Origin of the sequence: Chryseobacterium polytrichastri (assembly GCF_900142445.1) — a bacterium.
Classification (GTDB): domain Bacteria; phylum Bacteroidota; class Bacteroidia; order Flavobacteriales; family Weeksellaceae; genus Chryseobacterium; species Chryseobacterium polytrichastri.
In genome coordinates this window covers 12,404-24,766 of record NZ_FRAV01000031.1, presented here as the reverse complement: position 1 = coordinate 24,766, position 12,363 = coordinate 12,404, and the positions used below count along the sequence as shown (strand labels likewise).

The window sequence follows — 12,363 nt, the reverse complement described above, 5'->3', positions numbered from 1 at the left end:
TCAACAAAAAAATCATCAATACGTTTGTAAAATAAATAAATTTATAAAAATAATGAAACCCTACACTTTACTTCTACTTTCTTTTTTTTTCTTGCTTAACATCAGTTGTAAATCTCAACAAAAGAATGATCATAATAACCTAAGAAATAATTCCTCATTGCTAAAAATTGAATTAAAAGAACAGACAAGAGGAACCAACAGACTTATCACCTTTACACTCAACTCAAAAATAATATCCCTTAATGGGGATATAAAAAATGAATCTATATCTACAAACGAATGGAAAAACATTACCGAACAGGTAGATTTGATTGAGTTATCAAAAATAGGTTCGTTTGTATCACCTACTACCGGTAGATATTCCGACAAAGCTTTGGCATCAACCATAATAATCTATGCTAATGGAAAAGAATATACCTCTTCCACTTTCGATGCTGGTATTCCTCCAAAAGAATTAGAAAATCTCTACAAAGCTCTTATGGGCAATGTAAAAGAAAAGCATAATCCTCAAAAAAAATAGTATTTGTTAAAACTTATACGCAATATTCCAAGCGAATCCCATTGCAAATTTAGACGAGCTTTTCCCAAAGCCAGGAACGATCATTGGTTGGATTTCGTCTTGCTTTGTTGTATATATTAAATACTTAGGCTGAAGATTAACATCTATATAAAAATTAGATTCAAATAGTTGAACTCTACCTCCTATCATTCCTTCTAACCAATATGAGGATTGCGTAGAGGATGGATACGCTATTGAAGTACTGCTTCCCCCAAATCCACGCACCGGAACGGCCATATATTCCTGAGTATAAAATGAACCCGCCGCTTTTCCTCCAACATAAAAACCGTTGAATTCATTTTCAGCATCTTTTGCCAGCATATAGAAAACACCAAGTTTAAGAAAAGGACCATTTGCTTTCACATCATAACCGTTTTTCTGATATACATTAGAATCAAATCCAGCATCAATAACTGCGTGAAGATCATTTTTAATTTTAGATGATATAAATCCCTGATACATTTTTCTATCTGAAAAGAAAGAACTTCCTGCATTTAGAAGATCAAAACCAACCATAAAATTAGGTTTATATGTCCATTTTTCTTTTTTCACTTCTTTTACTTCTTTCTTTTCCTGAGCAAAGCTCAACAAACTTAGTATACTAAAAAAGAAGGAAAATATTAGTTTTGTCTTCATTCTCTATTTGATTTAAGTCTACTTCTACTTTCTTTACAACAGTAGGAGTAATTAATTCTGTCGTTAAATTCCCGTATGTTTTTTTAATTCCACAACCGGGAGAAACATACGTAGCTTTTGTTGTATAATTTATCCTAACCTTGGATTCGGCACCATTAAGCCTTGTTCTAAAATAAATATCTGTGTAAGGAGCATCATCAACACGTAAAGGTATCAATCTAGATGATACGACTGCGGTTTTTCCCAATTGAACCTTAGTCCCAGAGCCATAATCCACCGCTACATACAATGAATCTATAACCCCAGGTTTATCTGTTTCAAAACTTTTAATGCCTATCTTCATTCTAGGTGTTCCTTCTCCGCTTTCACAGATATCGTCATCTCCTCCGCAAGAAAAAAGCATTTCTAAAAAACACGTCAATATGAGGAATTTAAAATATTTCATCTGTACGTTTATATTTTTAATTTGGTCAGATGGAACTGACATTTCATATTAATATTTTGATCTTCAAATGTAAATAAATTATTTTTTAATCAGTAATGCAATATTCTCCACATGGTGCGTTTGTGGGAACATATCTACCGGTAAAATTTTAACTAATGTGTAATGATCTTTCATTAAGGCTAAATCTCTAGCCTGAGTTGCAGAGTTACAACTTACGTATACTACTTTTTCCGGTGCCAATTTCAAGATCTGCTCAACCACTTTTTGGTGCATTCCATCTCTTGGTGGATCTGTAATTAATACATCTGCTTTTGGATGATTTTCCAAGAACTCATCATTGAAGACATTTTTCATATCTCCACAATAGAACGTTGTATTGGTAAGACCATTTAATTCAGCATGTTCGATAGCAGCATCAATTGCTTCCTGAACAGATTCTATTCCGATCACATGCTTTGCATTTCTGGCAACATATTGAGCAATTGTTCCTGTTCCTGTATATAAGTCATAAACAACTTCATCACCTTTTAAATCGGCAAACTCTAACGTTTTTCTGTAAAGTTCTAAAGCTTGTTTGTAATTGGTTTGAAAGAATGATTTTGGACCAATTTTGAACTTCAACCCATCCATTTCTTCCATTAAGAATCCATCACCGAAATAAATATTTACATTTAAATCGTAGATAGAATCGTTTTGTTTTGGATTAATAGCATAAACCAACGTTTTAATCTGCGGGAATTTCTCTAATAAATATTGGAAAAGTTTTTCTCTGTTCGCTTTTTCTTCTCTATAAAGTTGGAATAAAACCATCCATTCACCTTTAGAGTTTTGTCTCATCATTAATGTTCTTAAAAACCCTTCTTGATTTCTAACATCAAAGAAATCCAACCCGTTTTCAACACTGAAATTTCTTACAGCTAAACGAATCGCATTGGAAGGATCTTCCTGAAGCAAACATTCTTTAAGATCTAAGATCTTACTCCACATTCCCGGAATATGGAAACCAAGTGCATCTCTATTTCCGAAATTTTCTTCAGAACTTATCTCATATTGAGTAAGCCATTTCGCATTAGAGAAAGAGAACTCCATTTTATTTCTGTAGAAATATTGTTCTTCAGCACCTAAGATTGGAACGGTTTCAAAATCATCAATTCCGCCAATTCTTTTTATATTATTGTATACTTCTTCTTGCTTAAAATCAAGTTGCTTTTCATAGCTCATATTCTGCCATTTACAACCACCACACGTTCCAAAATGAATACATTTAGCATCTACTCTGAATGGAGATTTTGTAACCACCTCAGTTGTTTCAGCTTCATAATATTTGGACTTAGATTTTTTCACTCTAGCATTCACTACATCTCCTGGAACCCCACCGGAAACCAGCACAGTCTTTCCTTCTTCTGTTTTTCCGATTGCGATGCCTTTGGCTCCTGCACCAAACAATTTAATATTTTCAAGAATAATATCTTTCTTCTTTCTCATTCCCTATTTTCTATTTTTTCTAATATAATCAAATGAAACCTTGCGGCTTCATTTTGCAAAAATACAATAAAAAAAACCTTATCCGAAGGACAAGGTTTTTATCTATGTTAAAGTTTACTATTTTTTAGGAGCCGGTTGCGGATTTGAAGGCTGCGGAACCTGCTGTTGAGCAGAAGGATCTACACCCATACCTTGTTGCAACTGCATGTTTGGATCTACTTTCGGAGCTGAAAGGCCTGTTTGTTTATCTAAAACAGTTACCAATTCCGGATCACCAAGATTGAAGAATGGCTTGCTAGCAATTTTTCCATCTTTATCGATAATGATGAAGCAAGGTAATTTGAATCCGTACACTCCATATTTTTTAGCCATATCAGAATTCAATCCTCCATCAGCATATACATTTACACCTGTAATTCCTTTCAATAAAGAATTGCTTGTTTTTACAAACTGATCTTTAGTATCGTCTACATTTACGAATACGAAATTCATTTTAGACTTGTAGAAGTTTGCAACTTCTTTCAATACAGGAACAGTAGCTTCTCCGATGTAAGGATTCCAAGAAGCATAGAATGCTAGCATATATGGTTTTCCTTTATTTTCAGAAAGCTTATAAGCTTTACCGTCTTGTTTTGCCAATGCACCTTCTGGAGCAACATCCCCAATTTTGAATCCGTTGATCGCAAACTGAATTTTCTTTAGATCTGCTTTAATAGTAGCGTCTTTAATATCTTCGTCAATGATTTTTTTGATCTTATCCGATGTTTTCTCAGGAGTATTCGGGTGAATATCAGACTGAGCCATTACAAATGCCAAAAGATAATCTTTGGTAATTTGTGAAACATCTTTTTTACCTTTCAAGAATTGATCGAATAATTCTGAAGTAGTAACGTCCGTTTTTCCTTTGCTGTTTGCTTCTGCATACTTTTGGAAATCAGGGCTCATTTTAGATAAAAGGTAACTTCTGTAAGCTGGATTACTTTTCACCATTTCATCCTTATTAGCTTGTAGCTTATTTTCATAATCTGTAAAAGCTTTAGTCACTTTAAAAGAAGGATTACCCATTTGCTTATGACTCATATCGTACTGAGTCATAATAGAAAGTAATGTACTTGCGATATCATTCTTTTTCCATTGAACTACTTCGTTATCAGGATTGAATTTCTTAACGTTTTCGTCAATATTTTTATTGATATCAGCTTCTACTTTTTGAATCCCTTTAATGAATGTAGCCTCATCTTTCGTCATTAGCTCATTCATATTCACACCCTGAGCATAATTTGTAAGATATTTTTGAGCTGCAGTAAAGAAATCATTATTCTTTTTAGCATCACCAGTGATCACATATTCTGAAGGGAAAGTAGGTCCGTTTCCAGAAATATTAAGAGCCTGACCAGCTTTTAAGTAAACCAAATTCTGCTTACCTCCATAAGAAATAACGTACATTCCGCTTTTAGGAGCTTCAAAACTTCCTTCGAAAGTACCATCATTCTTTACCCCAATGTTTGCCAACGGTAACGTAGCAACACCAGAAGCTTCGATAAACTCTATTCTTTCTAATGGAGACCCTCCACTGATTTTTCCTTTTACTTCAACTTTTTTAGAGCAAGACATCACAAACACTGCGATGATAAACAATAAAAGATATTTTTTCATTATTGAATTTTATAATTTAACAAAAATAAGTTTTTCAGTATATTTAATACAATCTAAAAGCATTTTTTATGAAAGATTTAACTAAAAAGATCGTCTACCACTGAGGAGACGATCTTTTTCATGTATTTAAATCAATTCTATCCTTGGTCTACTAGAGCTGCCATGTATTCTCTGTTCATTCTAGCAATGTTTTCAAGAGAAATTCCTTTAGGACACTCTATTTCACACGCACCAGTGTTTGAACAGTTACCGAATCCTTCTTCATCCATTGCCTGAACCATGTTAAGAACTCTACGTTTAGCCTCTACTCTACCTTGCGGTAGTAAAGCAAACTGAGAAACTTTAGCTCCAACAAATAACATTGCAGATCCGTTTTTACAAGTAGCCACACAAGCTCCACATCCGATACAAGCCGCAGCATCCATTGCTTTGTCTGCATCTTCTTTAGGAACCGGAATAGCATTAGCATCTAATGTATTTCCTGAGGTATTCACAGAAATAAAACCACCCGCAGCCATTACTCTGTCGAATGCACTTCTGTCTACCATTAAGTCTTTAATAACTGGGAAAGCAGCACTTCTCCAAGGTTCGATAACGATAGTTTCACCGTCTTTGAACATTCTCATGTGCAACTGACAAGTTGTGATACCCGTATCCGGACCGTGAGCTCTACCATTAATGTAAAGAGAACACATTCCGCAAATTCCTTCACGACAGTCGTGATCAAAAGCGATAGGCTCTTTTCCCTCGTTAATAATATTCTCATTAAGGATGTCTAACATTTCTAAGAATGAAGAATCTGTAGAAACATCCGATATTTTATAGGTCTCAAACTGACCTTTAGTTTTACTATTTTTTTGTCTCCAAATTTTCAGCGTAAGATGAAGGCCTTTTTTTGCACTCATAATTTTATATTTATAGGTTGGAGATTATTTATAACTTCTCGCTTTAACTTCTATGTTGTCATAGATAAGATCTTCTTTGTGCAGAACTTCCTGCTTGATATCATCACCCTGATATTCCCAAGCTCCTACATATTTGAAGTTGACGTCATCTCTTTCTGCTTCACCTTCCGGAGTCGCATGATCTTCTCTGAAATGTCCACCACAAGATTCGTTTCTGTGTAATGCATCAATAGCCATTAATTGTCCAAGTTCAATAAAGTCTGCTACTCTGAATGCTTTTTCAAGCTCAGTGTTCATACCTTCAACGTCTCCCGGAACTTTTACGTTTTTCCAGAAATCGTTTTTCACTTCTTCAATTTCTTTAATCGCTTCTCTTAATCCTTCAGGAGTTCTTCCCATTCCTACTTTATTCCACATAATGTTTCCTAATTGCTTATGGAAGTGGTCTACAGAATGAGTTCCTTTGTTATTTAAGAAGAAATCTATTTTATCTTTAATTCCTTTCTCAGCTTCAATGAAATCAGCTGAATCTGTAGGAATAGCTCCTGTTCTAATATCTGCAGAAAGATAATCTGCAATTGTATAAGGAAGTACGAAATATCCGTCTGCAAGACCCTGCATCAATGCAGAAGCTCCAAGTCTGTTTGCACCGTGGTCTGAGAAGTTAGCTTCACCAATTACGAAACATCCAGGGATTGTAGACTGAAGGTTATAATCAACCCAAACACCACCCATTGTGTAGTGAACTGCAGGATAAATTTTCATTGGAGTTTTGTAAGGATCGTCAGCAGTAATCTTTTCGTACATTACAAATAGGTTACCGTATTTTTCTTCAATCCAAGCTTTTCCAAGGTCGTAAATTTGCTGATCACTAGGATTGTGAATATGCTTTTCAATAGCAGCTTCTTTACCTTTCTTGATGATTTCTGTAGAGAAATCTAAGTAAACCCCTTCTTTCGTATCATTATTCTCGATTCCGAAACCAGCATCACATCTTTCTTTACCTGCTCTAGACGCAACGTCACGAGGAACCAAGTTTCCGAATGCAGGATATCTTCTCTCTAAATAATAATCTCTATCTTCTTCTTTAATACTTTCAGCTCTTAATTTACCTTCTCTGATTGCTACAGAATCTTCAATCTTTTTAGGAACCCAGATTCTTCCTGAGTTTCTTAATGATTCAGACATCAAAGTAAGTTTAGACTGCTGTGTTCCGTGAACAGGAATACAAGTCGGGTGAATCTGCACATAACAAGGGTTTGCAAAATATGCTCCTTTCTTGTGAATTTTCCAAGCTGCAGAAACGTTTGAACCCATTGCGTTTGTAGAAAGGAAATATACATTTCCGTATCCTCCAGAAGCAATAACTACAGCGTGAGCAGAATGGCTTTCAACTTCACCAGTTACAAGGTTTCTTGCGATAATACCTCTTGCTTTTCCGTCTACAATTACTAAGTCTAGCATTTCATGACGGTTATACATTTTTACTCTACCCTTACCGATTTGACGGCTTAATGAAGAATAAGCACCTAATAATAACTGCTGACCAGTTTGCCCTTTGGCATAGAAAGTTCTTTTAACCTGAACTCCACCAAATGAACGGTTATCTAATTGTCCGCCGTAATCTCTTCCAAAAGGAACCCCTTGGGAAACACATTGGTCAATAATATTAGCAGAAACTTCAGCTAATCTGTATACGTTTGCTTCTCTTGCTCTATAGTCACCTCCTTTGATTGTATCATAGAATAGTCTATAAGTAGAGTCACCATCACCCTGATAATTTTTAGCAGCGTTGATCCCCCCTTGAGCAGCAATAGAGTGCGCTCTTCTTGGAGAATCCTGATAACAAAATGCTTTTACATTATATCCCTGCTCTGCCAAAGTAGCAGCTGCAGAACCTCCTGCCAAACCTGTACCTACAACAATAATATCAATCTTATCTCTGTTGTTTGGTGCAACAAGGTTCATATGGTCTTTATGATTTTTCCATTTATCCTTTAGAGGACCAGCTGGAATTCTTGAATCTAATTTACTCATATTAGTATATTGATATTATTGAGTTATAAAGTGAAAAATCGCAATAAAAATAAATCCTGCAGGAATAAGGATTGAGTACCATTTTCCTAAAGCTTTAATTACCGGAGTGTATTTCGGATGTCTTGCCCCAATTGATTGGAATGAAGACTGAAAACCGTGAGCTAAGTGTAATCCCAATAAAACAAAAGAAATTACATAGATTGCCACTCTCCAGAAATCAGCAAACTTTTCGTGCAATTCTGGCCAAAAACGTTCTGCATCAGGAGCTAATCCTTCTACATACTTGTAATTAATTTCATGTAACCAGAAATCGTATAAGTGCAATCCTAAAAATGCTAAAACAACAGCACCAGAAATAATCATATTTCTAGACATCCATGAAGAATTCACAGAAGCATTGTTTGCAGCGTATTTTACAGGACGCGCTTTGTTATTCTTCACCTCTAATACAAATCCCAGAATAAAATGGAAAAGAACTGCAAAACCTAGAACAGGTTGCATGAGGAACTGAACAAAAGGATTATACCCCATGAAATCAGATGCTGTATTGAAAGCATCACGATTGATAACGGATAATAAGTTTGTCGTTAAATGCAGTATAAGAAAAATCAGCAAAAACATAGCTGATAATGCCATAGCATATTTTCTACCTATTGTAGAACTCGTTAAACCTGCCATATAAGTTTAAATTTGAATTTCTACAAAATTAAGAAATGTTAACTATACTCAAAAGTGAGAAATCTCACTATTAGTCAGTTTATAATCTTTCTAAATAAAGCTATAAAGTATTATAAATAAAGGAAAAACGAAAATTGGTAACAATTAATTTATATTGTAAACTTTACCCTTATATACCGCCTTTTGTGTTAAAGTTGGAAAAATTTTCACTTCAACAGCTTGTAATCTCCTTGAAGATTTGTATGGATTAATAATATATTTAGTAATCTTATCAATATTTAAATTATTTTCAACCCAAAAACAAACTTCATTTCCTTTTCTTACAGAAAGTACTTTATGTTTACCAAAGTCATGAATTAAAACTTCTTCATTTTGATATTCGATTGTATTACAACCTATTCTAATAATTAAGAACGCAAAAACTGCCATTACAAGCTGTGCTGAATTCCTATAATTAAATTTTAAAATAGCAAATCTCAGCAGATAAACGACCAGGAAAAGTAACAGCACCTCAATCAAATTCATTGAAATATTTTCAAAAAAAATTGAATCAAAATCAGCAAACCAATGAATACTTTTCAACAAAATTCTAATGATAAAATCATACACAACATTGATTAAAGTAAAATCCATGTTAAAAGCAATCAAACCAGTCATTAAAAATGAAAAGACAATAATGACCTCCGAAAAAGGAACAATGATAAAATTCGCCACAATTGAAATAAAGGAAAATTGATGGAAATAGTATAACACCAAAGGAAGCGTTGCCAATTGTGCCGAAACCGAAATTGATATTGTATTGAAAAGTATCTTTTTTAAGTAATTATCTTGCTTTGGAAAGTGTTTCAAAATAGGTTGATTCAACCAGAAAATCCCAAGAACAGCCATGAAGCTTAATTGAAATCCTACATCAAAAATCTGTTGGGTATCCAGAATCAAAATAATAAAAGCAGACAATGCCAATGAATGTAAAACATCTGATTTTCTTTGAAGTAAAACATAAATAAAATACACACTCAACATAATACAAGAACGTAACACTGAGTTTCCAAACCCGATGAATAAAGCAAATAACCAGATAAACATCAAACTTAAAACAATTACATATTTCCTCAATTTTAAAGGAAGGAAATACATACATAAAAAGTAAAACACTCCGAAAATGACCACAATATGAGTTCCTGATATTGCTAAGAAATGCATCAACCCTGATCTATTAAAATCCTGTACAGTTTCTGAATCTATTTCTGTTCTGTCTGCCAAAATAATTCCTTTTAAAAATTCTCGGCTTTGGGATGACATTGTAGATTGATCAATATTTTGAAGAACTTCAAGCCTTTTCTGCAGAATGTTTTCATTCCAACTTAAATCATTTCTCAAAGCAGAAGAAATTCCATCTGACAAATAACTTTGACAATCAATATTTTTTCGTTGTAAATATTTAGCATAATCAAATTGAAAATCATAAGGAGGAGACTTCGGTTGCGTTACATATACCTTAGCCTTGTAATAATGCTTAAAATCAAGTTCTTTACTATTTCTCGGAACATACAGAATAGAATTAAAATCTTCTTTTTCTGATTGAGCAATTACTTCATACTTTTTGTATTTATCTGTTGAATTCAGTTTTTTAGAAATTTTAAAAACAATCGTTTGGTTTTGAGAATCAATCCTTTTTTCAGAAGAAAAGGAGTTGAAAAAATGAAGAGAAACTCCTACACCGAAAAACATAAAACCCAGCATATAAGGCTTTAGCTTAAATAAAAAGTAAGATCTGAAAAATATAGAAATTGAAATCAGTAGGCAAATACCTATGATGATAAAAATTAAATTTCCATCCAGAGGAAATTCATCTTGAAAAAAAATCCCAAGAATGAAACAGGTGACCAGAATCAAAAGTGGTTGTTTATTCAATCGAAATATTTGTGCCACTCAAAAATATTTATTTGAAATAAAAATAACACGTCAATTGTTCAGAATTTACAAAGCAAGGTCTGATTCCTCTTAAAAATAAAAAATCGTAGAAAAAATTCCTACGATATATATAACTCAATCAATATTTTAAACTTTTAAAATCACATCGGCTGCATGATCACTTGCTCCGCTTCCTCCTAATTTTTCTCGCAGTAATTCGTAGTCTTTTAAAACTTGATTCCTTTTCTCGCCTTCCAAAACTTTATTTAATTCTTCAACAAGACTTTTAGTGTTCAGTTCATTTTGAATCAATTCCTTCACCACCTCACGATCCATAATCAAATTAACCAAAGAAATATATTTGATATTTTTAACCAATCTTTTGGCAATAGCATAAGAAATTTTACTTCCTCGATAGCAAACCACTTCAGGAACATTCAACAAAGCCGTTTCTAACGTCGCTGTTCCAGACGTTACCAAAGCTGCTTTTGAACATCTTAACAAATCATAGGTTTTATTGGAAACAAAATGAACGTTATCATCAACATATTTCTGATAAAACTCCTTCGGAAGACTTGGCGCACCAGCAATCACGAATTGATAATCTTTAAAATGAGGTCTCACAGAAAGCATTATTTCAAGCATTTTTTCCACTTCCTGTTTTCTGGAACCGGGTAAAAGAGCTATGATTTCTTTTTCATTTAAACCATGTTCTTTCTTGAAATCAACAGCATTAATTTCTTTCAAACTCGAAATAGCATCCAATAACGGATGGCCGACAAAATGAGAATGAACCCCGTGTTTTTTATAAAAGTCTTCCTCGAACGGAAGAATCACCATCATTTCATCAACATATTTTTTGATAATCTCTACCCTCCCTTCTTTCCAAGCCCAAAGCTGTGGAGAAATATAATAGATTACTTTGATTCCGAGCTCTTTTGCAAACTTTGCTATTCTTAAATTAAAACCGGGATAATCAACCAAAATTAAAACATCTGGTTGATGGGCCTTAATGTCTTCTTTACAAATTTTAATATTATTTAGGATCGTCCTCAGGTTCATTGCTACTTCCAAGAATCCCATGAATGCAAGGTCACGGTAATGTTTCACCAATATTCCCCCTTGCTCTTTCATCAGATCACCACCCCAAAAACGAAACTCTGCGTTGGAATCTTTCTGTTTTAAGGATTTCATTAAATTGCTTCCGTGTAAATCTCCAGACGCCTCTCCTGCGATAATATAATATTTCATTTTTGTTGAAACCTTTTTATTTGTTTTATAATCATCAAAGACCTCCTTTTATTTTTATTGAATGATTTTTAATTATGGGAGGTTTCTATGACAAGGATAGAGAACAAATTAGAGCTTTATAAGATCTTAATTTGTAAATTTGTTCAAAGATAATGATAAAAAATGTCAGAAGAATTTGAAATCAGAAATAAAGTTGCAGAAAGCGGTTTGATAAATTTTGATCTTTCCGATCTGGTTCCTAAAGGGATAAGAAAGGGAATTGACCTTAAAGACTTCCTTTTTATGGAAATGATATTGAAAGAAAAAGATTTCCGCGAAAAAGTAGCATTAATCAATACTGAAGAATATCAGGATACTTATATTTACATCTACAATTCAGCAGATGCTATCGTTCCTCTTTGGGCTTATTTTGTATTAACGGCTAAGCTTACAAGTGTCGCAAAAAAAATAGTATTCGGAAATCTTGAAGATCTTGAGGTTATCTTAATGCACAACGCCGTCCAGACTTACGACTTTGAGGAAATGAGAGGTAAGAGAGTTTTGGTAAAAGGTTGTTCCGACAAAGAAATCCCTGAAAATGCTTATATAGAATTGGTTGAACAGTTACAACCAATCGTAAAATCTTTGATGTTTGGAGAGGCGTGTTCGAATGTCCCAATTCTGAAAAATTAAGTTTTCATATATTAAAAATATACAACCTATTAATCAGTCACTTAAATAATTTCATCAACTTTAATACTAATTTTAAATTTAAAAAAAATATTGATGAATATTTTTCAATAACTTTGGTTTACTTA

11 protein-coding genes are annotated in these 12,363 nt (G+C 33.5%); 2 read left to right on the top strand and 9 right to left on the bottom strand.

Annotated elements, in window-relative coordinates; genetic code table 11:
* The first annotated feature begins 52 nt into the window (after positions 1-52).
* Entirely contained in the window at positions 53-520 is a 468-nt protein-coding gene (locus BUB80_RS17195) for a hypothetical protein (protein ID WP_073295423.1), read from the top strand.
* A gap of 6 nt (positions 521-526) precedes the next feature.
* On the opposite strand, the gene BUB80_RS17190 is transcribed toward BUB80_RS17195, so the two are convergent.
* From BUB80_RS17190 to lpxB, 9 genes are all read right to left on the bottom strand, one after another.
* The gene (locus tag BUB80_RS17190; RefSeq protein ID WP_073295421.1) at positions 527-1,195 is read right to left on the bottom strand and encodes a DUF6048 family protein; all 669 of its coding nucleotides are present in this window, start codon (positions 1,193-1,195) and stop codon (positions 527-529) included.
* Complete coding sequence (locus tag BUB80_RS17185; RefSeq protein WP_228433874.1) at positions 1,161-1,682, bottom strand: DUF6452 family protein; 522 nt, start codon at positions 1,680-1,682, stop codon at positions 1,161-1,163. The genes BUB80_RS17190 and BUB80_RS17185 overlap by 35 nt, the downstream gene beginning before the upstream one ends.
* 36 nt (positions 1,683-1,718) lie before the next feature.
* A complete protein-coding gene (gene rlmD / locus BUB80_RS17180) occupies positions 1,719-3,125 on the bottom strand; it encodes a 23S rRNA (uracil(1939)-C(5))-methyltransferase RlmD (protein ID WP_073295418.1) in 1,407 nt (468 codons plus the stop codon).
* Between the two features lie 117 nt (positions 3,126-3,242).
* Positions 3,243-4,781, bottom strand: coding sequence for a TlpA family protein disulfide reductase (locus BUB80_RS17175; protein ID WP_073295416.1), 1,539 nt, complete (start codon positions 4,779-4,781; stop codon positions 3,243-3,245).
* 137 nt (positions 4,782-4,918) lie between these two features.
* Positions 4,919-5,686: a succinate dehydrogenase/fumarate reductase iron-sulfur subunit gene (locus BUB80_RS17170; protein WP_054511535.1), complete on the bottom strand. Its 768-nt coding sequence runs from the start codon at positions 5,684-5,686 to the stop codon at positions 4,919-4,921.
* A 24-nt stretch (positions 5,687-5,710) separates the two neighbouring features.
* Positions 5,711-7,723 (bottom strand): fumarate reductase/succinate dehydrogenase flavoprotein subunit, encoded by a 2,013-nt coding sequence (locus BUB80_RS17165; protein ID WP_073295413.1) that lies wholly within the window; start codon positions 7,721-7,723, stop codon positions 5,711-5,713.
* Positions 7,724-7,738: 15 nt separating this feature from the next.
* The gene (locus BUB80_RS17160; protein WP_073295410.1) at positions 7,739-8,401 is read right to left on the bottom strand and encodes a succinate dehydrogenase cytochrome b subunit; all 663 of its coding nucleotides are present in this window, start codon (positions 8,399-8,401) and stop codon (positions 7,739-7,741) included.
* A 144-nt stretch (positions 8,402-8,545) separates the two neighbouring features.
* Positions 8,546-10,333, bottom strand: a complete 1,788-nt coding sequence (locus BUB80_RS17155) for a ComEC/Rec2 family competence protein (protein WP_228433872.1) — start codon at positions 10,331-10,333, stop codon at positions 8,546-8,548.
* Positions 10,334-10,462: 129 nt separating this feature from the next.
* On the bottom strand, positions 10,463-11,566 hold the full coding sequence (lpxB, locus tag BUB80_RS17150) for a lipid-A-disaccharide synthase (RefSeq protein ID WP_073295405.1): 1,104 nt from the start codon (positions 11,564-11,566) through the stop codon (positions 10,463-10,465).
* 162 nt (positions 11,567-11,728) lie between these two features.
* Here lpxB and BUB80_RS17145 point away from each other — a divergent pair, with 162 nt between their 5' ends.
* Positions 11,729-12,238: a DUF2480 family protein gene (locus BUB80_RS17145; RefSeq protein WP_073295402.1), complete on the top strand. Its 510-nt coding sequence runs from the start codon at positions 11,729-11,731 to the stop codon at positions 12,236-12,238.
* Positions 12,239-12,363 lie beyond the last annotated feature (125 nt).

Excerpts from the sequence above, each read along its gene's own strand:
- BUB80_RS17165 (WP_073295413.1), bottom strand. The coding sequence starts at position 7,723 with ATGAGTAAATTAGATTCAAGAATTCCAGCTGGTCCTCTAAAGGATAAA.
- rlmD (WP_073295418.1), bottom strand. The coding sequence starts at position 3,125 with ATGAGAAAGAAGAAAGATATTATTCTTGAAAATATTAAATTGTTTGGT.
- BUB80_RS17170 (WP_054511535.1), bottom strand. The coding sequence starts at position 5,686 with ATGAGTGCAAAAAAAGGCCTTCATCTTACGCTGAAAATTTGGAGACAA.
- BUB80_RS17190 (WP_073295421.1), bottom strand. The coding sequence starts at position 1,195 with ATGAAGACAAAACTAATATTTTCCTTCTTTTTTAGTATACTAAGTTTG.
- BUB80_RS17145 (WP_073295402.1), top strand. The coding sequence starts at position 11,729 with ATGTCAGAAGAATTTGAAATCAGAAATAAAGTTGCAGAAAGCGGTTTG.
- BUB80_RS17175 (WP_073295416.1), bottom strand. The coding sequence starts at position 4,781 with ATGAAAAAATATCTTTTATTGTTTATCATCGCAGTGTTTGTGATGTCT.
- BUB80_RS17185 (WP_228433874.1), bottom strand. The coding sequence starts at position 1,682 with ATGTCAGTTCCATCTGACCAAATTAAAAATATAAACGTACAGATGAAA.
- BUB80_RS17160 (WP_073295410.1), bottom strand. The coding sequence starts at position 8,401 with ATGGCAGGTTTAACGAGTTCTACAATAGGTAGAAAATATGCTATGGCA.
- BUB80_RS17195 (WP_073295423.1), top strand. The coding sequence starts at position 53 with ATGAAACCCTACACTTTACTTCTACTTTCTTTTTTTTTCTTGCTTAAC.
- lpxB (WP_073295405.1), bottom strand. The coding sequence starts at position 11,566 with ATGAAATATTATATTATCGCAGGAGAGGCGTCTGGAGATTTACACGGA.